This window comes from Pseudomonas sp. SWI44, assembly GCF_002947915.1.
Lineage (GTDB): Bacteria > Pseudomonadota > Gammaproteobacteria > Pseudomonadales > Pseudomonadaceae > Aquipseudomonas > Aquipseudomonas taiwanensis.
Window position 1 is genome coordinate 5,270,628 of the sequence record NZ_CP026674.1, and the last position, 24,430, is coordinate 5,295,057.

Annotated in this window: 19 protein-coding genes, 3 pseudogenes and 2 riboswitches; of the genes and pseudogenes, 11 read left to right on the forward strand and 11 right to left on the reverse strand. The window is 61.5% G+C overall.

Annotation, left to right across the window (positions count from 1 at the left end; all coding sequences use genetic code 11):
* Window positions 1-123 precede the first annotated feature (123 nt).
* The 3 genes from C4Q26_RS24855 to C4Q26_RS24865 are packed head-to-tail and all read left to right on the forward strand — an operon-like array spanning window position 124 to window position 3,353.
* Complete coding sequence (locus C4Q26_RS24855; protein WP_023380833.1) at window positions 124-597, forward strand: MarR family winged helix-turn-helix transcriptional regulator; 474 nt, start codon at window positions 124-126, stop codon at window positions 595-597.
* 30 nt (window positions 598-627) lie between these two features.
* Entirely contained in the window at window positions 628-1,821 is a 1,194-nt protein-coding gene (locus C4Q26_RS24860; protein WP_023380832.1) for an efflux RND transporter periplasmic adaptor subunit, read from the forward strand.
* Window positions 1,818-3,353, forward strand: coding sequence for a DHA2 family efflux MFS transporter permease subunit (locus tag C4Q26_RS24865; protein ID WP_023380831.1), 1,536 nt, complete (start codon window positions 1,818-1,820; stop codon window positions 3,351-3,353). The genes C4Q26_RS24860 and C4Q26_RS24865 overlap by 4 nt, the downstream gene beginning before the upstream one ends.
* 42 nt (window positions 3,354-3,395) lie before the next feature.
* Here the strand turns inward: C4Q26_RS24865 and C4Q26_RS24870 are convergent, their stop codons facing one another.
* The gene (locus tag C4Q26_RS24870) at window positions 3,396-4,586 is read right to left on the reverse strand and encodes a type II secretion system F family protein (protein ID WP_104883829.1); all 1,191 of its coding nucleotides are present in this window, start codon (window positions 4,584-4,586) and stop codon (window positions 3,396-3,398) included.
* 11 nt (window positions 4,587-4,597) lie between these two features.
* Entirely contained in the window at window positions 4,598-5,023 is a 426-nt protein-coding gene (gspG, locus tag C4Q26_RS24875; RefSeq protein ID WP_104883830.1) for a type II secretion system major pseudopilin GspG, read from the reverse strand.
* Between the two features lie 185 nt (window positions 5,024-5,208).
* Here gspG and C4Q26_RS24880 point away from each other — a divergent pair, with 185 nt between their 5' ends.
* From C4Q26_RS24880 to C4Q26_RS24895, 4 genes are all read left to right on the forward strand, one after another.
* Entirely contained in the window at window positions 5,209-5,805 is a 597-nt protein-coding gene (locus tag C4Q26_RS24880) for a lytic transglycosylase domain-containing protein (protein ID WP_023380828.1), read from the forward strand.
* A gap of 118 nt (window positions 5,806-5,923) precedes the next feature.
* Window positions 5,924-7,381: a HAMP domain-containing sensor histidine kinase gene (locus tag C4Q26_RS24885; protein ID WP_104883831.1), complete on the forward strand. Its 1,458-nt coding sequence runs from the start codon at window positions 5,924-5,926 to the stop codon at window positions 7,379-7,381.
* A 292-nt stretch (window positions 7,382-7,673) separates the two neighbouring features.
* The gene (locus C4Q26_RS24890) at window positions 7,674-9,167 is read left to right on the forward strand and encodes a sensor histidine kinase (RefSeq protein WP_023380826.1); all 1,494 of its coding nucleotides are present in this window, start codon (window positions 7,674-7,676) and stop codon (window positions 9,165-9,167) included.
* Window positions 9,136-10,560: a sigma-54 dependent transcriptional regulator gene (locus C4Q26_RS24895; RefSeq protein WP_104881691.1), complete on the forward strand. Its 1,425-nt coding sequence runs from the start codon at window positions 9,136-9,138 to the stop codon at window positions 10,558-10,560. Before C4Q26_RS24890 ends, C4Q26_RS24895 begins: the two co-directional genes overlap by 32 nt.
* A 31-nt stretch (window positions 10,561-10,591) precedes the next feature.
* On the opposite strand, the gene C4Q26_RS24900 is transcribed toward C4Q26_RS24895, so the two are convergent.
* Together C4Q26_RS24900 and C4Q26_RS24905 are read right to left on the reverse strand one after the other, a co-directional pair.
* Window positions 10,592-11,944 carry a GntP family permease gene (locus tag C4Q26_RS24900; protein WP_023380824.1) on the reverse strand — a complete coding sequence of 451 codons (1,353 nt, stop codon included), beginning with the start codon at window positions 11,942-11,944 and terminating at the stop codon, window positions 10,592-10,594.
* A gap of 111 nt (window positions 11,945-12,055) precedes the next feature.
* A complete protein-coding gene (locus tag C4Q26_RS24905; protein ID WP_023380823.1) occupies window positions 12,056-12,595 on the reverse strand; it encodes a gluconokinase in 540 nt (179 codons plus the stop codon).
* Between the two features lie 207 nt (window positions 12,596-12,802).
* Between C4Q26_RS24905 and C4Q26_RS24910 the strand changes: the two genes are divergently transcribed.
* From C4Q26_RS24910 to C4Q26_RS28945, 3 genes and pseudogenes are all read left to right on the forward strand, one after another.
* On the forward strand, window positions 12,803-13,822 hold the full coding sequence (locus tag C4Q26_RS24910; RefSeq protein WP_023380822.1) for a LacI family DNA-binding transcriptional regulator: 1,020 nt from the start codon (window positions 12,803-12,805) through the stop codon (window positions 13,820-13,822).
* A 210-nt stretch (window positions 13,823-14,032) separates the two neighbouring features.
* Window positions 14,033-14,668 (forward strand): annotated as a pseudogene (locus tag C4Q26_RS28940) (PAS domain-containing protein); the annotation flags it as partial.
* A gap of 150 nt (window positions 14,669-14,818) precedes the next feature.
* Window positions 14,819-15,253, forward strand: a pseudogene (locus tag C4Q26_RS28945) (methyl-accepting chemotaxis protein); the annotation flags it as partial.
* Here the strand turns inward: C4Q26_RS28945 and C4Q26_RS24920 are convergent.
* From C4Q26_RS24920 to C4Q26_RS24950, 7 genes are all read right to left on the reverse strand, one after another.
* On the reverse strand, window positions 15,228-18,500 hold the full coding sequence (locus C4Q26_RS24920) for a transporter substrate-binding domain-containing protein (protein WP_023380820.1): 3,273 nt from the start codon (window positions 18,498-18,500) through the stop codon (window positions 15,228-15,230). The pseudogene C4Q26_RS28945 and the gene C4Q26_RS24920 sit on opposite strands and share 26 nt — an antisense overlap.
* Window positions 18,501-18,513: 13 nt before the next feature.
* Window positions 18,514-19,128, reverse strand: a complete 615-nt coding sequence (locus C4Q26_RS24925) for a response regulator transcription factor (protein WP_023380819.1) — start codon at window positions 19,126-19,128, stop codon at window positions 18,514-18,516.
* A 216-nt stretch (window positions 19,129-19,344) separates the two neighbouring features.
* Complete coding sequence (locus C4Q26_RS24930; RefSeq protein ID WP_023380818.1) at window positions 19,345-19,587, reverse strand: DUF1272 domain-containing protein; 243 nt, start codon at window positions 19,585-19,587, stop codon at window positions 19,345-19,347.
* 66 nt (window positions 19,588-19,653) lie between these two features.
* Window positions 19,654-20,406: a precorrin-4 C(11)-methyltransferase gene (gene cobM / locus C4Q26_RS24935; RefSeq protein ID WP_027906681.1), complete on the reverse strand. Its 753-nt coding sequence runs from the start codon at window positions 20,404-20,406 to the stop codon at window positions 19,654-19,656.
* 32 nt (window positions 20,407-20,438) lie between these two features.
* Window positions 20,439-20,849: a cobalamin biosynthesis protein gene (locus C4Q26_RS24940; RefSeq protein WP_023380816.1), complete on the reverse strand. Its 411-nt coding sequence runs from the start codon at window positions 20,847-20,849 to the stop codon at window positions 20,439-20,441.
* The gene (locus C4Q26_RS24945) at window positions 20,849-21,541 is read right to left on the reverse strand and encodes a CbtA family protein (protein WP_104883832.1); all 693 of its coding nucleotides are present in this window, start codon (window positions 21,539-21,541) and stop codon (window positions 20,849-20,851) included. Before C4Q26_RS24945 ends, C4Q26_RS24940 begins: the two co-directional genes overlap by 1 nt.
* Before the next feature lie 10 nt (window positions 21,542-21,551).
* Window positions 21,552-21,737 (reverse strand): CbtB-domain containing protein, encoded by a 186-nt coding sequence (locus C4Q26_RS24950; RefSeq protein WP_023380814.1) that lies wholly within the window; start codon window positions 21,735-21,737, stop codon window positions 21,552-21,554.
* A gap of 93 nt (window positions 21,738-21,830) precedes the next feature.
* Window positions 21,831-22,053, reverse strand: a riboswitch (cobalamin riboswitch).
* A gap of 1,982 nt (window positions 22,054-24,035) precedes the next feature.
* On the opposite strand from C4Q26_RS24950, the pseudogene C4Q26_RS28485 reads away from it, so the two are divergent.
* A pseudogene (locus C4Q26_RS28485) lies at window positions 24,036-24,172 on the forward strand (IS481 family transposase); the annotation flags it as partial.
* Between the two features lie 34 nt (window positions 24,173-24,206).
* Window positions 24,207-24,416: riboswitch (cobalamin riboswitch) on the forward strand.
* Window positions 24,417-24,430 lie beyond the last annotated feature (14 nt).

The following is a 24,430-nucleotide window of genomic DNA, read 5'->3' on the forward strand; positions in this document are numbered from 1 at the left end:
CGATGCAAGGCCGCTCGAACCAAGGCGGACCATTCATCTCTATTTACATAGCCACCTAATCAAAGCTTTGACATTAACTGCCTAGGCAGTAATATTTTTACACATCTAATCGAGCAGACCCCGATGTCCCATTTCAACCCGGAAAATTTCCATACCTGTGCCATCGGCATGCTCCTGGGCCGGGCGGCGATCCTCAAGGACCGCATTCTGGACTGGCACCTTGAGTCCGAGGGCGTGACCGCTGCTCAGTTCAAGGTGCTGATCATCGTCACCCAGTACCAGGTGGATACGCCGGCCGAATTGTGCCGCTACCTGGGCCTGGACAGTGGTTCGATGACCCGCATGCTCGACCGCCTCGAGCAAAAGGGCTTGGTCCTGCGCAACCGCTGCGAGGACGACCGGCGCCAGGTCCGCCTGGCGCTGACTGCCGATGGCCAGCGCCTGGCCGATCGCCTGCCCGAGATCGGCGCCCTGGCGATGAACGAGCTGGTCGGTGTGTTGCAGCCTGAGGAACTCAAGACCCTCGAAAGCCTGCTGGCCAAGGTTCTGCTCGGTTCTGGCGACCCCCTGACGATCCGCCGCTTCGGCGATCGTTGATCCCTGTCAAGCATTCTCCAAGGTACTGTCATGGCTACTCCCGCAGACGCCTCTCATCCCTCCGCCACCCCCGAACCTTCGCGCAAGCGCAAGGTCTGGCTGCTCGGCCTGCTTCTGCTGCTGGTCCTCGGTGGCCTCGGCGCCTGGGCTTGGTACAGCCTGGTCGGGCGTTGGCACGAAAGCACCGACGACGCCTACGTCAACGGCAACGTGGTGGAAATCACCCCACTGGTGACCGGCACGGTGACCAGCATTGGTGCTGACGATGGTGACCTGGTCCACGCGGGCCAGGTGCTGTTGCAGTTCGACCCGGCCGACAGCGAGGTTGCGCTGCAGTCCGCCGAAGCCAAGCTGGCCCGCACCGTGCGCCAGGTCCGAGGCCTGTACAGCAATGTCGATGCCCTCAAGGCCCAGTTGCAGACCCGCCAGGCCGAGCTGCAGAAGGCCCAGGACAACTACAACCGACGCAAGGTGCTTGCCGACAGCGGGGCCATCGCGGCTGAGGAAATCTCCCACGCTCGTGACGACCTGAGCGTGGCCCAGAGCGCCCTGAACAGCGCCCGCCAGCAGCTCAACACCAGCGCGGCGCTTATCGACGACACTGTGGTGTCTTCGCACCCTGAGGTGATGGCTGCCGCCGCCGATCTGCGCCAGGCCTATCTCGACCATGCCCGTACCACCTTGGTGGCCCCAGTGACCGGTTATGTCGCCAAGCGCACCGTGCAGTTGGGACAGCGCCTGCAACCGGGCACTGCGACCATGGCAGTCATTCCCTTGGACGAGGTCTGGATCGACGCCAACTTCAAAGAAACCCAACTGCGCGAGATGCGCATCGGCCAACCTGTGCAGATCACTGCAGACCTTTACGGCAGCCAGGTCACCTTCAGCGGTACGGTCGACAGCCTTGGCGCCGGCACCGGCAGTGCCTTTGCCCTGTTGCCTGCGCAGAACGCCACCGGCAACTGGATCAAGATCGTGCAGCGTGTCCCGGTGCGTATCCAACTGAACCCCGAGCAGCTCAAGGACCACCCGCTGCGTATCGGCCTGTCCACGGTGGTCGAGGTGGACTTGCACGACCAGAGTGGCCCGGCGCTGGCCCAGCAGCCACCGCAGCAGGCCAGTTACACCACGCAGGTTTACGATCGCCAGTTGGTCGAGGCTGACAAGCTGATCGCCCGGTTGATTCACGAAAACAGCGCGACTGGCAAGACGGCCCAGCGATGAGCAACCAAGCCCCTGCGCAGTTCACGCCGCCGAGCCTGCTGCTGACCACCATCGGCCTGTCGCTGGCTACCTTCATGCAGGTGCTCGACACCACCATCGCCAACGTGGCCTTGCCGACCATCTCCGGTAACCTGGGTGTCAGCTATGAGCAGGGCACCTGGGTGATCACCTCGTTCGCGGTGAGCAACGCCATTGCGTTGCCGCTGACCGGCTGGCTGAGCCGCCGCTTCGGTGAGGTGAAACTGTTCATCTGGGCCACCTTGCTGTTCGTGCTGGCCTCTTTTCTTTGCGGTATTGCGCAGTCGATGCCCGAGTTGGTGGGCTTTCGGGTATTGCAGGGTGTGGTGGCCGGGCCCCTGTACCCGATGACCCAGACACTGCTGATCGCGGTGTATCCGCCGGCCAAGCGGGGCATGGCGCTGGCGTTGCTGGCAATGGTCACGGTGGTGGCGCCGATCGCCGGGCCGATTCTGGGCGGCTGGATCACCGACAGCTACAGCTGGCCGTGGATCTTCTTCATCAACGTGCCCATCGGTTTGTTCGCCGCAGCCGTGGTGCGTCAGCAGATGCGCACCCGTCCGGTGGTCACCAGTCGCCAGCCGATGGACTACATCGGCTTGCTGACGCTGATCGTTGGCGTCGGTGCCCTGCAGGTAGTGCTGGACAAAGGTAACGACCTGGACTGGTTCGAGTCGTCGTTCATCATCGTCGGCAGCCTGATTTCGCTGGTGTTCCTGGCGATTTTCGTGATCTGGGAGCTCACGGATCGACACCCTGTGGTCAACCTGCGGCTGTTCGCTCACCGCAACTTTCGTATCGGCACGCTGGTGCTGGTCGGGGGCTACGCCGCATTCTTCGGCATCAACCTGATTCTGCCGCAGTGGTTGCAGACCCAGATGGGCTATACCGCCACGTGGGCAGGCCTGGCGGTGGCGCCGATCGGCCTGCTGCCGGTGGTGCTGTCGCCGTTCGTGGGCAAGTATGCGCACCGCTTCGACCTCCGGGTACTGGCCGGGCTGGCGTTCCTGGCCATCGGCACCAGTTGTTACCTGCGCGCAGGTTTCACCAGCGACGTTGATTTCCAGCACGTAGCCTTGGTGCAACTGTTCATGGGCATCGGTGTGGCGCTGTTCTTCATGCCAACCCTGAGCATCCTGCTGTCGGACCTGCCGCCGCAGCAGATCGCCGATGGTTCTGGCCTGGCGACCTTCCTACGCACCTTGGGTGGCAGCTTTGCCGCCTCGTTGACGACCTGGATCTGGATTCGCCGCGCCGACCAGCACCACGCCTATCTCAGCGAGCACATCAGCGCCTACGACCCGACGACGCGGCACACCCTGGAGCAATTGGGCGGCGCCACCCCACAGCATTACGCGCAACTGGAACAGATGCTCAACGGACAGGCGTACATGATGTCGACGGTGGACTACTTCACCTTGATGACCTGGGTGTTCGCCGGCCTGATCCTGCTGGTATGGCTGGCCAAGCCACCCTTCACCGCCAAGGCCGGACCGGCGTCGGCAGGGCACTGAGTCGCGCCACAGGCGGGCGGAGCCGTCTCGTCCGCCTGATGGTCAGTGGATGCTCGATGCCAGCTCGAAGATCGGCATGTACATGAGGATCACGATCAGGCCGATCAACAGCCCGATGAAGGTCATCAACAACGGTTCGAACAGACGAACGAACCACTCCACCCAACGTCCGATTTCCTGGTCGTGGAAGTCCGCGCAGCGCTCCAGCATTTCGCCAAGGTTGCCTGACTGCTCACCCGCCCGAAGCAGCCGCAACGAAACGGGCGTCACCAGTTGGCCCGCTTCCAGCGCATCGGACAGTGGCAACCCTTCACCCACCCGTTTGCTGGCTTGCTCCAGCCCCTGGGCCGCGGCACTGCCCAGCAGGCCGCGGGCCATACCCATGGCGGTGAGGATGGGAATACCGCCCTGCAACAATATGCCCAGCGAGCGATAGAACCGAGCCAGCTCGTACATCATCAGGCGCTGATGCAGGGCCGGAGCACGTCGCAGTTGGCGGGATGCCCAACGCCGCAGCGCCGGATGCCGGCGCAGTACGACCAGTGCGCTTATGCTCACCAAGGCCGACAGGCCCAACGGCAGTTGCTGGGCGTGCAGGAACAGACCGATCTGCATCAGTACCCGTGACAACCAGGGCAGTTCGGTGCCCATGCCTTCGAACACAAGGCTAAAGCGGGGGACCACGTAGCCCAGCAGAAACAGCACCACACCCCCACCCACCAGCAGTAACAGCAAGGGGTAGATCGAGGCGCCCACCAGCTTCTGCCGAACCATGTCCAGGCGCTGGCGATAGCTGATGTAGCGGGTCAGCGCATCTCCCAGGGCGCCGGTGCGCTCGCTGGACTGCACCAGCGCCACATACAGGTTTGGGAAGACCCGCGGTTGTTGTCCCAGGGCCTGGGACAGCGAGCGGCCCTCGTAGAGCTGGCTTACCAACGCCGCCAGCACCTTGCGGGTCGCGGCGGCAGGAGCCTTTTCCGCCAGGCTTTCCAGGGCGTCAATCAGGGGGAGGCCGGCATTGAGCAAGGTTGAAAGCTCCTGGCTGAACAGCACCAGGTCGAAGGTTGCCTCGCGGCGCCAGGTCAGGCCGCCGAGCCAGTGCCCTTGGCCACGCACACTGACCACCTTCAGGCCTTGCTCTTCGGCCTTGCGCCGCGCCTGCTCGATATCCTCTGCGTCGATCTGCAACTGCACCAGGCCCCGGCTACCCAAGGCTTTGAGGCTGTAGCGCATGGCCGTTCTCCTTACTGCCAACTGGTGATTTCGGCATTCTCCCCATCGCCGCCGGGCTGGCCGTCCTTGCCCATCGAGAGCAGGTCGTACTCGCCGCCGTTCTCACCCGGTTGGCGGTAAATATAAGGCCGGCCCCAGGGGTCCTGTGGCACCGCTTTCTGCAGGTAAGGCCCGGACCAGCGTGCCTCGCCGTTGGGGGCTGCCACCAGCGCCTGCAATCCTTGCTCACTGTTGGGGTAATGCCCCACTTCCAGGCGATAGAGGTCCAGCGCCTTGCTCAGCCCCTCGATCTGTGCCCGCGCCACCTTGGCCTCGGAGCGGCCGAGCTGGCTGAAGTATTTGGGCGCGACGATCCCGGCCAACAGGCCAAGCACCACCAACACCACCAGAAGCTCAAGCAGGGTGAAACCACGTTGGGTATTGATTCTGCGCTGCATGGTGAAGCCCTCCGCTGCATGTGGACATGCTTTTTCAAGCCTTATGCAACTGCCGTGCACGTCTGCCTCGGGGCCTTGCGGCATGCGGGATGGCAAGCGGCACGGTGCTTGCGTCGTAGCTCGAAAGCTCAGGTTTTCTGGGGCATATCCCCCAAAACGGGGGCAGCGAACGGGAGGTGACCGAGATGCGAGTTATCATTCTGGGATTGATCTGGCTGGTGGCAGGTGCGGCCCAGGCCGACGTGTACATCAGCATTGATGCCAAAGGCGGCTATGTCCTGACCAACGTCCATCGGCCAGGCAGCCACTACCAGCGGGTGATCAGCGAAACGGTCGCCCAGGCCGGTCCTGCCGATGCGCAGAGGGTGACCGGAAGGCCATACGCCGATGTTGTCGCGGCGGCGGCGCGAACCCATGATGTACCCCAGGCGTTGCTGCATGCCTTGATCAAGGCCGAGTCCGGCTATAACCCCAAGGCCCGTTCGGCGGCCGGGGCAGTCGGGCTGATGCAATTGATGCCGGACACCGCCCGGGAGATGGGCGTGGAGAACGCGCTGGATCCTGAAGACAACGTGCAGGGCGGGGCACGCTACCTCAAGCGAATGCTGAAGCTGTTCGATAACGATATCACCCTGGCCGTGGCTGCCTACAACGCTGGACCCGATGCGGTGCTGCGACGTGGACGGGCGGTTCCGCCGTTCGCCGAAACCCGCCGATATGTCCCCAACGTATTGCGTGAATACCGTAAATTGCAGGGGTTGGCCGAAGATTCCCCTTTGTAGTACCGCACTGCTGCACGCGGCTCTAGAACGTATAAACCGCAGCGTTCCGACCAATCGGCGTCATGATTCCCCAACTCTGGGCTATAACCTTCAAAGGTGACCCGCCTTGGAGTCCGGCATGGACAGCGCCCCGCATTTGAACAGCCTCGACGTGCCCACAGCTGGCGAGGCCGCTCCACAGCGCAAGCCATTCAATTTGTTGAGTTGGTATGCCTGGGTCAGCCTGGCGATCATTCTGTCCATCGGCGTTGGGCTGGGCCTGATTTCAAGCCGCTTCATCATCGATGAAAGCGTCGAGCGCGACGCATTGCTCACGGCCCAGTTCATCACCGCCATTGCCGATGCCGAAGTGCGCCATGTGTCCATCCCCAATGTGCGCACCATGGGCGAGTTGATCGACCCTCGCACCGACCAGGAAGCCTTGCCTGACGTGGACCCGGACGCGCGGCGCAGGGCTCGGGGTGAGTTTCTCGACCATATCGCCCACCTGCCGGACATGCTGCTTGCCAACATCTATGCACCTGACCGCATGGTGATCTGGTCCAGCAACCCTGCGCTGGTGGGCAAGCTGATCGAAGGCGACGAAGACCTGGACCGCGCCTTCGAGTACAAGATGCGGGTGTCGGCGAGCTATCACGACTTCGAGCAGGCGCGGGCCGAGCAAAAGTTCGTGACCCCGCCTCAGCAGTTGTTCATCGAGAACTACATTCCGCTGTTCGATGCTGGGGGCGAGCAGGTCACGGCGATGGTGGAGATCTACAAGGAGCCCCACGACCTGATCGTGCGCATCGAGCACGGCCTGTTGCTGATCTGGCTGGCGATCGCCGTCGGTGCAGGCCTGGTCTACATCGGCCTGTACGGCATCATGCGGCGTGCCTCGCGGGTGATGGCGGTACAGCAGAAGCGGCTGATCAACAGCGAGACCTACGTCGCCCTGGGCGAGGTGTCCTCGGCGGTGGCCCACAGCTTGCGCAACCCGCTGGCCAGCATTCGCTCCAGTGCAGAGCTGGCCCAGGCATTCGATGACGGCCCCGCACAGAAAAACATCAACGACATCATCAGCCAGGTCGACCGCATGTCGCAGTGGATCCGCCAGTTGTTGCAATCGTTGCGGCCGCTGAACGACGACGCGGTGCCGGTGGACCTGTCCCAGGCGCTTCAGGAAAGCCTGCAGACATTCGCGGCGGCGCTCGCGCGGTCAGGGGTCAGCCTGGAAGTGCGACCATTACCCGCCGTTCAGGTGCTGGGTCAGCCAGCGTTGCTTGCGCAGATATTCAACAGCCTGATCGCCAATGCCCTGGAGTCGATGGAGCAGGGTGGGCAACTCAAGGTCGAGGTGGTACGCCACGATCGCACCAACCTGACTTTGCGTCTTTCCGATACCGGCAAGGGCATGAGCGAGCAGCAGCAGCGATTGGCGTTTCGACCCTTTTTCACCACCAAGCAAGGTGGCTTGGGGGTGGGCCTCATGTTGGTAAAGCGCATCATGGAGCGTTTTGGAGGCTCGGTAAGGTTGAGCAGCCGCGCGGGCCATGGCACCCGGGTCTCGTTGAGCTTCCGATTGGCGAGAACGTGATGTCCTGAATTACATGTTGACCTTAAGTATCTGATTTAAAACGTTTTCTGCGAATTGGGTGGAAAACACCCGATGTCGGGGAATTATTCTCGAATCTGTATAATAAAAGTGCCATAAGTCATTGAATTGTAAATATAAAATATAATCTAAATAGCCTGGCCAACTTTTTGCAGCGTCATGATCACGACAAATGGCGGCTGTTGCCGCTCTGGCGAAGTGCTATCAATTTGCTACGTACGGTAGCAACCCCTTGAGGCCTTCCTGAATGGACTTGCTGAGCGGGAACCAAGCGATGCAGACGCTGGAAAACGAAGTTCCGGGCACGACGCGTGGCCTTACCAGTGGCCCAGCTGTGCCGTTGCGCGAATTCAATCTGCTGCGCTGGTTTTCGATCATCAGCCTGCTGATCATCGCCGCGGTGGCGGGGGGCTTGGGGTATTTGTCGACCCGGTTCGTGGTGCGCGACAGCGTCGAGCGCGATGCCATGCTGACCGCCCAATTCATCCAGTCCATGGCCCAGGCTGAGGTACGCCATTCGCAGTTGCCCCCAGGTGTCACGATGGGCGAATTGCTTGACCCACGACGGGATGAGCAGCATCTGCAATTCGCCCCGGCGCTAGCCGAGTCTACCCGCGTCGAGTTCCTCGATCATGTCGAGCACCTCCCGGACACCTTGCTGGCCAACGTCTATGCTCGCGACAGGACCATCCTGTGGTCCACCAACCGAGAATTGATCGGCGTGCGCATCGAGGCCGATGGCGACCTCGATCGTGCGTTCCGCTCACGAAAGGCTGTGTCGGCCAGCTATCACAAGGCCCACGAAGACCGTGAAGAACAGAAGTTTCTGCGTGAGCCCGAGTACCTGTTCATCGAGAACTACATCCCCTTGTTCGACAGCCAGGGGGAGCAGGTGCTTTCTATGGTTGAGATCTACAAGGAACCCAAGGACCTGATCCGTCGCATACAGCGCGGCTACGTACTGATCTGGGCGTCGACCTTGGTCGGCGGCGCGCTGATTTACTTCGGCCTGTTCTGGATCGTACGTCGGGCAGCGTCCATGCTTCGTCAGCAGCAGGACCGCCTGGTGGCCAGTGAAACCTATGTGGCGCTTGGCGAGATGTCCTCGGCGGTGGCCCACAGTTTGCGCAACCCGCTGGCCAACATCCGTTCCAGTGCGGAGTTGGCGCAGGAAATCGCCAATCCCGTGGCGCAGAAGAACATCGTCGACATCATCGGTCAGGTTGACCGTATGTCCCGTTGGGTGCGCGATCTACTGGTATCGCTACGCCCGGCCAGCGATGAAGCCGAGGCGGTGGATCTGGTCGCTGCCATCGAGGATACCCGGCTGGCATTCACGCAGCAGATCGAGCGCAACGGTGTGCAGTTCAGCTTCGAGGGGCCATCGGTGCAGTGGGTCGCCAGCCAGCCGCTGCAGCTTACCCAGATTCTCAACAGTTTGTTCGCCAACGCCTTGGAAGCGATGCCTAACGGCGGCGAGCTGCGCGCCGAGGTAAGTGTGCAGGACGGGCAGCGCGCTCAGCTGCTGCTCAGCGACACCGGCAAGGGCATGACCCGGCAGCAGGAGCGGATGGTGTTCAAGCCTTTCTTCACCACCAAGCAAGGCGGGCTGGGTGTTGGCCTGGCCTTGGTCAAACGCATCATGGAACGTTTTGGCGGCTCGGTCAGCTTGAGCAGTCGTGAAGAGGAAGGAACCCGCGTCAGCCTTACTTTCAATATCGCAGCGGGAGGAGACCATGGAGCACAGCATCCTGGTAGTCGAGGATGATGAAGTCCTCGCCGATAACATTCGCACGTACCTGGGCATCAAAGGCTTCGAGGTGACGGTGTGCCACAGTGCCGAACTGGCACTGGAGCAGATCAAGCGCGTCCAGCCCGATGCGGTGCTCACCGACAATTCGCTACCCGGCATGAACGGTCATGACCTGTTACGCACCCTCGTCGGACAGGCGCCCGACCTCAAGGTGATCATGATGACCGGCTACGGCAATGTCGAAGACGCCGTGCTGGCGATGAAGGAGGGGGCCTTCCATTACCTGACCAAGCCGGTGGTGCTGGCAGAACTCAAGTTGACTTTGGACAAGGCGCTGGCAGCGGACCGCATGGAGCGCACACTGTCGTTCTATCAGGAGCGGGAAGCGCAGAAGTCCGGCCTGCAGGCGTTGATCGGCGAGTCGCCGGCGATGCTCACGCTCAAGCACACCCTGCATCAGGTGCTCGATGCCGAGCGCCGCATGGCCAGTGACGATCTGCCGCCGGTGCTGATCGAAGGGGAGACCGGCACTGGTAAGGAGCTGGTGGCCCGTGCCCTGCATTTCGACGGCTCACGCAGCAAGGGGCCGTTCATCGAGTTCAACTGCGCCTCGATTCCGGCCAACCTGCTGGAAGCCGAGTTGTTCGGTCACGAGAAAGGTGCCTTTACCGATGCCAAGGAGCGCCGCGTAGGCCTGGTCGAGGCAGCGGACGGCGGCACGCTGTTTCTGGATGAAATCGGTGAAATGGACCTGGTCCTGCAAGCCAAGCTGCTCAAGCTGTTGGAAGATCGCTGCATTCGGCGGATCGGCGCGGTCAAGGAGCGCAAGGTCGACCTGCGGGTGATCAGTGCCACCAACTGCAACCTGGAGCAAATGGTTCAACAGGGCAAATTCCGTCGCGACCTGTTCTTCCGCTTGCGCATCATTGCCTTGAAGGTGCCACGTCTGTATGCCCGCGGGCAGGACATCCTGCTGCTTGCCCGGCACTTCCTGGCCCATCACGGGCGTCGCTATGGCAAGCCCAACCTGCGTTTCTCGGCCGAGGCCGAGTCGCTGATGCTGGGTTACAGCTGGCCTGGAAATGTGCGTGAACTGCGTAACATGCTGGAACAGACGGTCTTGCTGGCACCTAATGAAGTGGTGCAGGCACACCAGCTGAACCTGTGCATGACCTTGATCGACGAGCCTTTGGCTCATCCTGCGCCTGCGTCGTTCGAGGCACCACGCTTCGAGCCTGACCCGGGTACCAGTCTGCCGGACATGGAGCGGGATCTGGTATGCCGTACGCTGGATCGCACCGACTGGAATGTCACCAAGTCGGCGCGGATGCTCGGTCTGTCACGCGACATGCTGCGCTACCGGATCGAGAAGCTTGGGTTGACCCGGCCTGACAAGCGACAGTGGTGAAGTGGGGGGGCGTTGGCCGCCCCCTTGAGGGTCACACCACCAACGACAGCAACATGATGAAGATGATGCCGACTATCGACAGGATGGTCTCCATCATGCTCCAGGTCTTGAAAGTTTCGGCCACGGTCATGTTGAAGTACTGCTTCACCAGCCAGAAACCGGCGTCGTTGACATGCGAGAGGATCAGCGAGCCGGCACCGGTGGCCAATACCAGCAGTTCACGGTTCACGCCCGGCACCAGGTCGATCACCGGGGCCACGATGCCTGCGCCAGTAATGGTGGCCACCGTCGCCGAACCGGTGGCGATACGAATCACTGCGGCGACCAGCCAGGCCAGCAGGATCGGCGAAATCTCAGCCTGTACGGCCATTTGCCCGATCACGTTACCCACACCAGTATCGACCAGCATCTGTTTGAAACCACCGCCGGCGCCGACGATCAGCACGATGGCCGCTGTTGGCGCCAGGCTCTGGTCGAGCATCTTCATGATCTGTTGGCGATTGAATCCCCGGGCCGAGCCGAAGGTGTAGAAGGCCAACAGCAAGGCGGCGAGCAAGGCGGTAATCGGGTGGCCGATCAGGTCCATCCATTGGCGCACGATGTGCTCGGCTGGCAGGACCACGTCGGCGAAGGTCTTGAGCAGCATCAGCACCACTGGCAACAGTACGGTGACCAGGGTGATGGTGAAGCTTGGCAGGTTGCCTTGGTCGGACTCCTTGGCGATCTGGTCCATCAGTTCTTGCGAGGGGTTGCCCGGAATGTAGCGGGCGATGAAGTTACCGAACAGTGGTCCGGCGATCACGGCGGTCGGCAAGGCAATCAGCAGGCCATAGAAGATGGTCTTGCCGATGTCTGCGTGGAAGATGCCGATGGCCAGCAGTGGTCCCGGGTGCGGCGGCACCAGGCCATGGACCACGGAAAGACCGGCCAGCAGCGGGATGCCGATCTTGATCAGCGACACGCCTGAGCGGCGGGCCACGATGAACACCAGCGGAATCAGCAGCACGAAGCCGATCTCGAAGAACAGCGGGATGCCCACCAGGAACGCGGCGAACATCATCGCCCAATGCACGTTCTTCTTGCCGAAGGCGCGAATCAGCGTTTGTGCGATCTGGTCCGCGCCACCTGAGTCGGCCATCAGCTTGCCCAGCATGGTGCCCAGCGCCAGCACGATGCCGACGAAGCCAAGCACGCCGCCAAATCCGTCCTGGAACGACTTCATGACCTTGGCGACCGGCATGCCGGAGGTCAGGCCGAGGAAGCCGGCGGCGAGTGTGAGGGCGACGAAGGGGTGGACCTTGAAATGGGTGATCAGCAGGATCAGCCCGACAATGGTGACAAGGGCGTCGAGCAGCAGGTAGGTATCAGTTGCCAGTCCGAACATGGTTCTTATGCCTCGGTCTTATCGTTGTTTTTGGCGTAGCTTTTTGATTTTTTTAAGGTTTGTTAGCGTAAAGACAGCGCTATCTCAGGTGAGCCAGGAAAACCGCCGGGATCAGGCGGTCCGCGCCAGGCTCCGCTCACCGCAAGGCTTTAGCCATACGTCGACCTGCTCTGCGAGCGTGTCGAGCGGACGAGTCGCGTCCAGCGCGAGGGTCAGCGTCTCGCCATGGGGTGGTTCGAGCGCGGCGAACTGGCTGTCGATCAGGCTGGCAGGCATGAAGTGGCCGGGGCGTGCCAACACCCGCTTTTCCGCTTCGGCCGGACTCAGTTCGAGGAATACGAAACACAGGTTCGGCACCGCAGCGCGCAAGGTTTCGCGATAGCGGAGCTTGAGGGCGGAGCAGGTCAGGATCGGGCGTTCGCCAGACTGGAGCGTCGACTGTAGCTCCTGGCCAAGGCGAACCAGCCAGCCGGCACGGTCGTCGTCGTTCAGAGGGATGCCGGCGCTCATCTTGCTGATGTTTTCGGCAGGGTGGAAAGCGTCGCCTTCGATCAGGCGGCCTCCGCTCCTGGCGGCAATGGCGGCGCCTACGCTGCTTTTACCGCAGCCGGCGACACCCATCACCACAATGGCGGACAGGGAAGAGTTCATCAGTACCTCCTGCGGAGTGAGACAGCGCTGTCTCGTCTTCGACGACACGCCACCTCCCCGGTGTTATTGGTCTTGTCCTTACGCAGTATGGACGCTTGGCAGGCTATCAGTGCCGGGCACTACCAAAGATTACATTGCCTGCGTCCTGAGACAGCGCTACCTTATGGCCGTTCCCCCTCCTTGGCAAGTAGTAAAATTACAACATTCATGTCTCGCACAGGCTCTCGCACTACCGGTCGTCCCACGCTGGCAGAAGTCGCCCGGCTTTCCGGGGTTTCCCCCATTACCGCTTCCCGTGCCTTGCGCGGCGTCAGCACCGTTGCGCCAGAACTGGTCGAAAAAGTCATGGCTGCCGCCGCGAGCCTGGGTTACGTCGCCAACCCGGCCGCCCGCGCCTTGGCATCGGCGCGTAGCCAGTCGGTGGTGGTTCTGATTCCTTCGCTGTCCAACCAACTGTTCATCGACACCCTCGAAGCTATCCACGAGGTGATGCGTCCACGCGGTCTGGAAGTGCTGATCGGCAACTATCACTACGATATCGCCGAGGAAGAGAACCTGATTCGCAATTATCTGGCTTATCAGCCGTGTGGCATGTTGCTGACCGGGTTCGACCGTAGCGACGCGTCGCGCCAGATGCTGGCGGCCAGTGGCGTGCCATGTGTCCACATGATGGAGCTCGGCGGGGAAGCGGGGCAGTTATCGGTGGGGTTCTCTCAGCAGCAGGCTGGCCGTGCTGCCGCCCGTCACCTGATCGAGCGCGGCCGCCGCCGGTTGGCGTTCATTGCCGCGCAGCTCGACCCGCGGGTGATGCAGCGTGCCGAGGGCTTCCGCCAGGCCTTGGTGGAGTCCGGATTGCAGGCCTCGGAGCTGGAGATTCTCGCCCCGCAACCGTCGTCCATCGCCTTGGGTAGCGAACTGTTCAGCCAGTTGTTGGAGCAGGCACCGGACGTCGACGGCATATTCTTCTGCAACGACGACTTGGCCCAGGGTGCAGTGCTGCAGGCCATGCGTCAGGGCGTCGAGGTGCCAGGTCGAGTGGCCATGGTAGGGTTCAACGACTTGCCAGCCTCGGCGCACATGGTGCCGCGCTTAACCTCGATCCGTACACCACGAGCCGCCGTCGGGCGCGGCGCGGCCCAGGCATTGCTGGCGTTGCTCGATGGCAAGCGGGTCACGACCGAGCAGCAGGACCTGGGGTTTGAATTGATGGTGCGCGAGAGTTCCTGAGCGAGTGCGTAATCAGGCTTGGCGCCTAATTACAAAGTGATATCAACGTGCTTGCACGCCTCCAATGCCGATCTATGCTCTGAAAATTCCGCCCAGAAGGAGCCCGGCACCATGTTCGATTTCCATCGCAAGTCCGACTTGATCGAGATCCAGCGCTGCCATCAGGCCTTGGCCGGCGTGGAAGCGAAACTGGCGGCGATCAGCCGGTCCATGGCGATCATCGAGTTCGAACCCGATGGCACCATTCTCGATGCCAATGAACAGTTCTGTCGGGCCATGGGATACAGCGCAGAAGAACTGCGGGGCAAGCATCATCGGCTGTTTTGCGACCCGGGTTACGCCCAGAGTGCCGAGTACCAGCAGTTGTGGCGTGAACTGGGCCAGGGTAAAGCCATCAGCGGCACCTTCGAACGCATCAACAAGGCCGGCGAAGAGGTGTGGCTGGAGGCGAGCTACATGCCTGTGCTCGATGACCAGCAGCAGGTCACCAGCGTGCTCAAGGTCGCCGCTGATATCAGCCAGCGCGTAAAGGATGAGCATGAAAGCGAAAGCCTGATCACGGCCCTTGGCCGCTCCATGGCAGTGATCGAGTTCACGCCCCAGGGGCGGGTAATCAAGGCCAACCCGAATTTTCTCAACACCATGGGCTATCGGCTCGAGGAAGTGGTGGGCCGGCATCATGGCTTGTTCTGCCTGCCCCATGAGCGTGAGTCGGCCGAATACCGTGAGTTCTGGGCCTCACTGAACCGTGGCGAATACCATTCCCATCGCTTCGAGCGGGTCAATAAACAAGGCCAGACCGTTTACCTGGAAGCCTCCTACAACCCGATCTTCGACAGCAAGGGGCGACTGTACAAAGTGGTGAAGTTCGCCAGCGACATCACTGCCCAGATCAGCACCCAGCAAAGCGCCGCCGAAGCGGCCCATGCCAGCTCGGTGCAGACTGATGCGTGCGCCCGCAAGGGCACGGAGGTGGTCCAGCAGACGGTCGAGGTAATCGAGCAGATTTCCCAGGACTTGAACGATGCCGCCCGTAACATCGATGCGGTCAGCCGCCAATCCGACGTGATAGGACAGATCGTGCTGACCATCCGCGGCATTGCCGACCAGACCAATCTGCTGGCATTGAATGCTGCCATCGAGGCTGCGCGTGCAGGAGATCAGGGGCGTGGTTTTGCCGTGGTGGCCGATGAGGTGCGCAGCCTGGCGGCCCGGACCAGCAAGGCGACCCTGGAGATCGTCGATGTGGTGCGGCAGAACCACGACCTGTCACTGACAGCGGTGGCGAGCATGCAATCGAGTTTGTCTCGCACCGGTCAGGGGGTGGCGCTGGCCAACGAGGCCGGTACGGTGATCATGGAGATCCAGCAGGGGTCGCGGCATGTGGTCGACGCCATCAGCCAGATCAGTTCGACGTTGCAATTGCACTGAGGGTATCGGCCAGTTCGCGTTGCAGGCTCTGCAGGCTCGCTTCCAGGCGGCGCTGCAACGCGGCGGTAGGCAGGTCCTGGGCCAGGGCCTGCTCGATGGCCTCGCAGTCGCCGACCACGCCACGCACCCTGACCATCTTGGCGCCACCCTTGATACGGTGTGCCACGGTGCGTAATGCGTCGGCGGGGGGAGTGGGGCCCAGTGCCTGGAGAGTTGCCAGGTCTTCGCGGGCACTCTGCGCCAATTGTTCGAGCAAGCTGCGCGTCAGTTGCTCGTTGTCCTGAGTCAGATGACGGAGTTCCTTGAGGTCAAAGCCGCTTGACGGAGTGCTTGACGGCTCCGGCTGGGCAGGCAGCCGGGGCAGGTGCGCCTTGAGGGTCTGTAGGCCAATCGGTTTGAACAGGCAGTCATCCATGCCACTGGCCAGGCAACGGGCACGCTCCTCGGCCTGGGCGTTGGCGGTGACGCCAATGATGCGGCAGGCGGGTCGCTGCCGTTGGCGCTCAAGCTCGCGAATGCGCCGGGTAAGGGCGTGGCCATCGAGCACCGGCATGCTGCAGTCGGTAATCAGCAGATCGAACGTCGCCTCTTGCCAAAGGGCGAGCGCCACTGCGCCATTCTCGGCGAGGGTTACGCGGTGGCCCAGGCTGGTTAGCTGCTTGTCCAGTAGCAACAGGTTGGCCGGGTAGTCGTCGACCACAAGGATGTGCAGTGGGCTGCCGTCGCTTTCCCGGGCCGGGGTATCGGGCGCAGCGACAGCGGGCTGCTGGCAGGCGGGTAGCCTGAGCAGCACTTCCACCTTCGTGCCAACCCCTTCGACGCTCTGCAGGCTGAGAGTACCTCCCATCAGCTCCGCCAGGGTACGGCTGATGACCAGACCCAGGCCTGCACCTTGGCGAGCCCGTGGTCCATTGGCCTGGGCAAAGCTGGTGAACAGTCGGGCCTGGTCGGCCACACCGATACCAATGCCGGTGTCGCGTACGCACAGTTCGACTTCACGTTTGCCTTCCTCCAGCACCGAGCTCACAGTCAGGCTCGCGATGACTTCGCCGCGGTCGGTGAACTTGATGGCGTTGCTCAGCAGGTTGGAGAGGATCTGCTTGAGCCTGAGAGGGTCGGCCAGCACCCAGACCGGCTCGGGAGGCAAGGCGCTTTGCAGGTGCAGGCCTTTGATCCGGGCATTGCCCTCGAATACACGTGCGGTGGCGCGTACCAACTCGACCAGGTCGATAGGCACCGGTTGAAGCGTCATGTGGCCAGACTCGATGCGCGAGATGTCGAGGATGTCGCCAATCAGCTCGAGCAGGCCCACCGCCGAATCGTGGGCTGTCTGCAAAGTCTGGCGATCGGAGTGCGCGCAGCGGCTGTCTTCCAGGGCCAGCTCCAGCAAGCCGATCACGGCGTTCATCGGCGTGCGGATTTCATGGCTCATGGTTGCCAGGAAGGTGCTTTTGGTCTGGCTGGCCTGTTCGGCATCCTCCTTGGCCTGACGCAGTTGCTCGAGTAGGCCGCGGCTCAGCGCTAGTTGGTCCTGCAGGGCCCTTTGGGCCTCGGTACGCTGCTGAATAAGCTTGCGCAGGTAACTGTTCCAGAACACCACGCCAGCCAGCAGTAACGTGGACAGCACCAGCACTTGCAAGGCCAGGGTGCGATAGTCACGCCATGGACTATCGCTGACCACGGTGCTGGTGCGCCAGCGATTGATCAATTGGTCCAGCTCTTCCGGCGGGATGCTCAGCAGCACCTTGTCGAGGATGCCCTGCAGTACTGGCTGGCCGGGTGCCACGGCGAATGCGGCGACGGCGGGTTCGTCGCCAAGGACGGCGGCAATATGCAGTTTGTCCTTGAAGACGTGGTTGATGTAGTAGGTCGCATTGATATGGTTGCTGTAGGCGACATCGGCTTCATCGTTGGCCACGGCCTCCATCAGCCCAAGCGGGTTGTCGACTTCGACGATACTGGCGTGCGGGTACTGGCGTTTCACGTCCGCCAGCTGCGGTGCGCCCCGCAACAAAGCAATTCGCTGGCCATCCAGGGCGGTGGCCTGGGTTGGCGAAGCCAAGGCGCTGCGGGTCACCAGTACCCTGGGGCTGACCAGGTAGGGGCGGGTAAAGCGCAGTTGTCGAGCACGTGCCACGCCGTAGCCTAGCGCGCCGATCATGTCCGCCTGGCCTTGGGCCAGTTGGTCCACCATGGCCTGCACCGAATGCTGCTCGATCAACTTGAACTGCAAGCCGGTGCGCAGGGTGATCTGTTTCAGCAGTTCCAACGTGATGCCACTCAAGCGTTGTTGGGTGTTGTTGAACGTCAGTGGTGCCAGTGCCGGGTTGATCAATACGCTGACGGTAGGGTGCCGGGCGATCCATTCTTCTTCCTCGGCGGTCAGTGCGGCCAGGTGACGCTCCATCAGCAAGCTGGTGTTGCCGCTGGTCCAGCGCCGCAGGATGTTCAGGCGCTCACTCTCGCTGATTCTGTCCAGGGCCTGGTCCACCAGGCGCTTCAGCCGTGGATTGTCATTGGCCAGGGCGAAGGAGAAGGTGCCTCCCGGTGCCAGGCAGAAGTGGTCGATCTTGACCGTGCCTTGGTAGCTCTTGCCGATCAGGAAGTCGGTGCTGATCGCATCACCCAGGTAGGCATCCACCTCGCCCAGTTCGACGGCGGCAAGGCCGGCCTGGGTAGAGCGGTAGAGGCTCAACTGGGCCTTTGGATAAAGCGCGCGTACAGCCTCGCCTGGCAGGTAGTGATCGACCATGGCCAGGCGCAGCCCATCCAGTTCCAGGTTGCTTTTCAGGGAGCGGCCTTCGCGAGTGGCGATGACCGGCAGGTCGTCGGTATAAGGCTGGCTGAGGACCAGGTGGGCATCGTCAGCCTCGAATGCGTTGGAGCTGCCCAACAGGTCGATGCGACCGTCGCGCAGTGCGGCAATCGCTTCGTGGCGATTGGCGAAGCGCATTACCTTGATGGGCACCCCCAGTTGTTCGGCGATCAGTCCGGCGTAGTCTGCGCTCAGGCCTTCGTAGTCCGACAGGCTGGTGTTGATCTCGAACGGCGGATAGTCGGGGCGGGAACTGCCCAGGATCAGTGCCTCGCGCCGCTGGAGCCATTGGCGGTCCTGGGCATCCAGCGTCAACGGCGAGGCAGCGCTCAACGCGCGTGCAAGCAGGTCTCGCGGTTCACCATCGGCCAGTGCGCAAAGGGGCAAGGCCAGGAACAGGGCGAGCAGCATGGTCGACAGTGGGCGCTTCATGGCAGCGGATTGCTCAGTTGACGTTGTTGCGCTTGGCCAGATCGACCATCTCTACCAGCGATTCGGTCTTGAGCTTTTCCATGATGCGCCCGCGATAGGTGCTGATGGTCTTGGCGCTGAGGTTCATGCAGGTACCGATATTCTTGTTGTTTTCGCCCCGCGACAGGCGCCGAAGCACCTCCATCTCACGGTTGGAGAGGCTGCTCAGGCGCACGGTTTCGCTTTCCAGAGAATTGCTGTTCACGGACATCTGCGGGAAGGTCGAGTAGCCTTTGACGAGGGCCTTCAAGGCAAAGATCAGCGCCTCGTGGTCTTCATCCTTGGTGACGAAGGCGCCGATACCGGCATCCAGGCAGCGGCGTACATAGAGGTCGGTGGCCTGGCCGGTAAGCACCATTATCTTCGGTGCGGGTTCCATGTTCTGCAGGCGCTTGATCACCTCCATGCCGTCCAGGCCGGGCAAGCCGATGTCCAGCACCACCACGTCCGGGCGCAGCTCCCGTGCCTTCTGCGCGACTTCACTGCCATCGCCCACTTCGCCGACGACGTGAAAACGTTCGCGCTCAAGTAGCAAGCGCAATGAAAGACGCACGATGGGGTGATCGTCGACGATCAGCACGGTTGTCATGTAGCTAACTCCTGTCGGAAGGTGGTCCGTTTCCTGAAACTGTCAGGAATACGTCTGCATCGGCTTTTTCAGCAGCGCTGCAAGATACTTCCATTCAGGATGATTGGTAACGGCGAGTATAGAACTGTTGAATAAGCAGCCGATACCTGTTGAAAAATCCTACAAGATGCTTGAGATAGGCATCGCCAAGCGAACCCTGGCGATGCCCAAGACAGATCAGGCGCAAGCGGCGTGTGGTTTTAGCACCCGTTCTATGGAGGCGGGGTTGTCGCGAAGAGCCTGGCCTACGCGGCTGGGGCGAGCCACCAATTGCCCAGAGCAGTTCGGGCAGCGGCCTTTCAAACGGGTATCGGCGCACGCACGGCAGAACGTGCACTCGAAGGAACAGATGAACGCATCCGGGCTGTCACCCGGCAGATCGGCATTGCAGCATTCGCAATTCGGGCGTAGCTCCAGCATGGACGTGACTCCGGTTCGAGAGAGGTACAGCGGAGTCTGCTACGGGCTTCAGGCGCTTGGCAATGGTCAATCGCCAGGGCGATACAGGTGGGCGTGACCTGCCCGATACAGGGCGGACTCGGCAAAGGGGGCATCCCCAAGTACATGGCCGACGAGAATCAGCGAGGTGCGGCGAAAGCCCTTGGCCGCCACGCGTTCGACGATATTCCCAAGGTTTCCACGCACCCAGTCCTGATCGGGCCAGGTGGCGCGATGGATCACGGCAATCGGGCAATCAGGGCCATAGTGGGGCATCAGCTCGTCCACGATACGCGGCAGGTGCTTCACCCCTAGATGAATGGCCAGGGTGCTGCCATGGCGGGCCAAGTCGCCCAATTGCTCGCCAGCCGGCATGGGGGAGCTGTCCCCGTAGCGTGTGAGAATCACGGTTTGCGCCACATCGGGCAGTGTCAGCTCGCAGCCGAGCAGGGCGGCGCTGGCGGCAGCGGCGGTAACGCCAGGTACGATCTGATAGTCGATGCCAAGTTCGCGCAGGTGGCGGATCTGTTCACCGATGGCGCCATAGAGACTTGGATCGCCGCTGTGGACACGAGCTACATCCAGCCCCTTTTCATGGGCATCGCGCATCGCCTCGATGATTTGCTCCAAGTGAAGCTGGGCACTGTTGATGACGGTGTGTGCCTGATGGCCTTCGAGGACGGCTGGCGGAACCAGCGAACCTGCGTAGATGATCACGGGGCACTGACGGATCAGGCGCTGGCCCTTGACCGTGATCAGATCCGGGTCGCCGGGGCCGGCACCAATGAAGTAGACCGTCATGGAGAGTCCTTGCAGATAAATGAATGAAGCGATTATCGGCCACAAGCAAGGGCGAGGGTAGCCGGGCCGAGCACAAGACGGGGCACGACAAGCCTGGCCGAACCGTGATGGTGGGTGGCAAGCGCCAATGCGGCACTCTCCGCCACGCCCCAACAGCCGCTGTGGGCGAACACCGTTGGTGAACGGTGGCTCAATAGCGGTTCGAATGGCTGTAGTTGTACCGAGTCGAATACGGTTAGCGGAAGGCCCAGTCGCGCGCAGAGTTGCCGCAACCCTGGTTCATCGGCCTTGGTTGGAATGCTGGCAATGCCGCCAAGTGCCGTCAGTGGCAGGCCATGCGCATCCAGTGCCTGGCGTAGCAGGGTGTCGAGCGTGGCCGCCGGGCAGCCTTGGCGGCAACCGAAGCCTGCATAGAGCAGGGACGAGGACACCCCGCAGGCCATCAAGCCTGGCTGGAGCGACGGTACAGCCAAGCGCTGATCAGGCCCAGCGCTACCCAGAAGGCCGCGTTGGTCAGCCAGGAGGCGAACACGAATTGGGTTTCCAGCGCTTCGGGGGCCAGGCTTTGATGCACTTCAGGCTGCGGCGCGCCGATCACGTGTGGCAGCACCAGCAGGGCGGCGCCCACGACCTTGAGCAAACCGTGGCGAGCGAAAACCAGCAGTGCCAGGCCCAGTGCGGTCGCTGCAGCGGTGCCGATCCACCAGGTTTGGCGTTGCCCCAGTTCAGCGGCGGCGGTGCCGGGCAGTTCCGGTGGCAAGCCAAGGGTGGGCGCCAGGCAGAACACCGCGAAACCGGCCAGGCCCCACAGTGCGCCGGTGGCTACGCGGCTGGGTTCGCGCAGGCTGTACAGTGCAGCCAGGATCAGCGCGAAACCAACGGCCACGACGAGATTGCCGCCAGTGGTGGACAGCACGCGTTGCCAGCCATCTTCCGGCGACCAGGCTTGTTCACTGTGTTCGTGGGTGTGAGCGGCTTGGCCCTCATGGCTGTGCGGCTCGACAGCGGGGGTGGCGGACTCGTAGGTTTCCGCTTCGAGGATCAGGGGTGTAACCCAGAAACTCTGCAGCAAAGTCAGCAGGAGGGCGGCAAGCAGGCCGCTGAAGCCTGCCGTACGGGCGATGCGCTTGATCATGCGGGCAGGCTCAGTGGCAGGGGAAGGCGGCGCTGTGGCGAGTATCGTGGGCGGCATTGTGCACTGCCTCGATGTGCGAAAACCCTGCGAAGTAGACCAGGCACAGGCCCAGCAGGCTGGCACCAACGGCGATGACGACACGCTGGCTCAGGGTAACGGGGGTGGCGACGGTGTGTTTGGCGCTGGTGACGGGCATGACGCGTTCCTCTGCTTTTTGTGGGCAATGGGCAGGCGCGGCAACCCCGAGCGCGAAGTGCCCAGGGGAATGCGACAGCGCCCGCCCACCGCGGGGTGTTCATGAACGCCAGGCCGGTCTCCGGGCTCACGAGGAGGAGCAGGGCTCCTTGTAAAGGGTCACCTTCCCATGCCAGGGGTGCTGGCACAGTGGTCTAGACGCTTCGCTCGCTTACCGTTGCGGGGGCAGCACCGGCTTTGTCCACCCCTGTCGGGGGTTGTGACGCACCGGTTTCCCGTTTCACCCCTGATGGGGCACCTGAACGCAAGGCGTAAGGAGAGCACGGGGCGGGATGCACGTCAAATGCAGTTACATTTCAACAGCGATTTTGCGTTGTTGTCGCTTTGTTGTTGCTCCTCTATGCGGGTTGGTTCAGGCGCAGCCAAATGCGAGGGCAGGGGGCCGAGCGTAGGTTTTCCCGGGAGCAAGCCCGTAGCGAGGGGACCCCGGAGCGCAGCGTAGGGGCCGGAGTAGGTCGCCGTAAAGGCGAAAGGGTTAATGTGCGCCTCCATGGTGAATGAATATTCACGCTATCTGAATGCCGTCCTTAAATCTGGGCTTTGAAGTTTGAAGTTTGAAGTTTGAAGTTTTGGTTTCTGGATGCGTGAGCTTATCCATTTGCCAAGGTGACGCTCAATCACCTTTCCGCTCTTACAGCGGGTCACTTTTTGGCAGACGCCCCAAAAAGTAACCAAAAAAGTCTGGCTCCTATCATCCGGCCCCTGCGCTGCGCTCCGGGGTTCCCTCGCTCCGGGCTTGCTCCGGGAGGACCGCGCTGAACGGCCCCTCCTGGGCCGCAGCGCTTGACGGGCATCCATGCCCGTCACCTCCCTGCGCAAGCCCTGCGCTCGGCCTCCTGAAGTCGCATTAGGTGGCGTCTGAACTACCGCGCGCTAGAAGCAAGAGCAAAGCGAAGCAAAAGAAAATTTGCCTCGCATTTATGGTTTTAATGTTGAATGTGCGGCTGGTTTAGCTGTTGTTGTTGTTGTTGTTGTTGTTGTTGTTGTTGTTGTTGTTGTTGTTGTTGTTGTTGTTGTTTTTCGGGTTTGGTATTTCATGCTCCGCTTTTGCTTTTAATGCGCGATATCCCAGACGCGGCAAATTGCGACGTCAGTAGGCCGAGCGTAGGGCTTGCGGAGGGAGGTGACGGGCATGGATGCCCGTCAAGCGCTGCGGCCCAGGAGGGGCCGTTCAGCGCGGTCCTCCGGGAGCAAGCCCGTAGCGAGGGAACCCCGAAGCGAAGCGTAGGGGCCGGATGATAGGAGCCAGCGGTTTTGCCTACTTTTGCCCAAGAGCAAAAGTAGGTCGCCGTAAAGGCGAAAAGGTGAGTGAGCGCCTCCATGGCGAATGGATATTCACGCTATCTGAATGCCGCCCTTAAATCTGTGCTTTGAAGTTTGAAGTTTGAAGTTTTGGTTTCTGGATGCGTGAGCTTATCCATTTGCCAAGGTGACGCTCAATCACCTTTCCGCTCTTACAGCGGGTCACTTTTTGGCAGACGCCCCAAAAAGTAACCAAAAAAGTCTGGCTCCTATCATCCGGCCCCTGCGCTGCGCTCCGGGGTTCCCTCGCTCCGGGCTTGCTCCGGGAGGACCGCGCTGAACGGCCCCTCCTGGGCCGCAGCGCTTGACGGGCATCCATGCCCGTCACCTCCCTGCGCAAGCCCTGCGCTCGGCCTCCTGAAGTCGCATGAGGTGGCGCCTGAACTACCGCGCGCTAGAAGCAAGAGCAAAGCGAAGCAAAAGAAAATTTGCCTCGCATTTATGGTTTTAATATTGAATGTGCGGCTGGTTCAGTTGTTGTTGTTGTTGTTGTTGTTGTTGTTGTTCGGATTAGGTATTTCAAGCGCCGCTTTTGCTTTTCATGCGCGATATCCCAGACGCTGCAAATTGCGACGTCAGTAGGCCGGATGATAGGAGCCAGCGGTTTTTGCCTACTTTTGCCCAAGAGCAAAAGTAGGTCGCCGTAAAGGCGAAAAGGTGAATGAGCGCCTCCATGGCGAATGGATATTCACGCTATCTGAATGCCGCCCTTAAATCTGTGCTTCAAAGTTTTGGTTTATGGATGCGTGGGCATATCCATTTGCCAAAGCGACGCTCAATCACCTTTCCGCTCTTACAGCGGGTCACTTTTTGGCAGACGCCCCAAAAAGTAGCCAAAAAGGTCTGGCGGCATGACTCACCCACATGGGTTACAAATCAGATCACGCACATAGGTAACAGTCTTTGACTGACAGGGTCGGTATTCGAGGTTCTGACCATGCCTTGGCGAGAGCTGAAACCTATGGACCTGAAAATGCTTTTCATCGCGAATTCCTGCAAGGGGCGCCCAGCTTCAGCGCCCTATGCCAGGCCTACGAGATCAGCCGAAAGACCGGCTACAAATGGGTCGAGCGATTGTGCGAACAGTTGACCACCTGCCACCCCACGCGTAGCCTTGCCGCTTCGAGGTTCTTCGGCTGCGCCGAAGCTAAGACGGGAACGCGGTACAAGCCGCGGCTGCCCCCGCAACTGTAAGCACCGACAACGGATCGACACAGCCACTGCGCCCAAGCGCGGGAAGGCGTCATCCCACAAGCCCCCGCAGAGAGAGGGCGAAGCAGTGCAAGCCAGGAGACCTGCCTCGGACGATTTCGACTTTCAACCGGGCGGGGT

Coding starts and splice junctions, on each gene's coding strand:
- C4Q26_RS24925 (WP_023380819.1), bottom strand. CDS start 19,128: ATGACAACCGTGCTGATCGTCGACGATCACCCCATCGTGCGTCTTTCA.
- gspG (WP_104883830.1), bottom strand. CDS start 5,023: ATGCAGCGCAGAATCAATACCCAACGTGGTTTCACCCTGCTTGAGCTT.
- C4Q26_RS24950 (WP_023380814.1), bottom strand. CDS start 21,737: ATGCCCGTCACCAGCGCCAAACACACCGTCGCCACCCCCGTTACCCTG.
- C4Q26_RS24855 (WP_023380833.1), top strand. CDS start 124: ATGTCCCATTTCAACCCGGAAAATTTCCATACCTGTGCCATCGGCATG.
- C4Q26_RS24870 (WP_104883829.1), bottom strand. CDS start 4,586: ATGCGCTACAGCCTCAAAGCCTTGGGTAGCCGGGGCCTGGTGCAGTTG.
- C4Q26_RS24930 (WP_023380818.1), bottom strand. CDS start 19,587: ATGCTGGAGCTACGCCCGAATTGCGAATGCTGCAATGCCGATCTGCCG.
- C4Q26_RS24905 (WP_023380823.1), bottom strand. CDS start 12,595: ATGAACTCTTCCCTGTCCGCCATTGTGGTGATGGGTGTCGCCGGCTGC.
- C4Q26_RS24880 (WP_023380828.1), top strand. CDS start 5,209: ATGCGAGTTATCATTCTGGGATTGATCTGGCTGGTGGCAGGTGCGGCC.
- C4Q26_RS24900 (WP_023380824.1), bottom strand. CDS start 11,944: ATGTTCGGACTGGCAACTGATACCTACCTGCTGCTCGACGCCCTTGTC.
- C4Q26_RS24885 (WP_104883831.1), top strand. CDS start 5,924: ATGGACAGCGCCCCGCATTTGAACAGCCTCGACGTGCCCACAGCTGGC.
- C4Q26_RS24945 (WP_104883832.1), bottom strand. CDS start 21,541: ATGATCAAGCGCATCGCCCGTACGGCAGGCTTCAGCGGCCTGCTTGCC.
- C4Q26_RS24920 (WP_023380820.1), bottom strand. CDS start 18,500: ATGAAGCGCCCACTGTCGACCATGCTGCTCGCCCTGTTCCTGGCCTTG.
- C4Q26_RS24860 (WP_023380832.1), top strand. CDS start 628: ATGGCTACTCCCGCAGACGCCTCTCATCCCTCCGCCACCCCCGAACCT.
- C4Q26_RS24865 (WP_023380831.1), top strand. CDS start 1,818: ATGAGCAACCAAGCCCCTGCGCAGTTCACGCCGCCGAGCCTGCTGCTG.
- C4Q26_RS24895 (WP_104881691.1), top strand. CDS start 9,136: ATGGAGCACAGCATCCTGGTAGTCGAGGATGATGAAGTCCTCGCCGAT.
- C4Q26_RS24910 (WP_023380822.1), top strand. CDS start 12,803: ATGTCTCGCACAGGCTCTCGCACTACCGGTCGTCCCACGCTGGCAGAA.
- C4Q26_RS24890 (WP_023380826.1), top strand. CDS start 7,674: ATGCAGACGCTGGAAAACGAAGTTCCGGGCACGACGCGTGGCCTTACC.
- cobM (WP_027906681.1), bottom strand. CDS start 20,406: ATGACGGTCTACTTCATTGGTGCCGGCCCCGGCGACCCGGATCTGATC.
- C4Q26_RS24940 (WP_023380816.1), bottom strand. CDS start 20,849: ATGGCCTGCGGGGTGTCCTCGTCCCTGCTCTATGCAGGCTTCGGTTGC.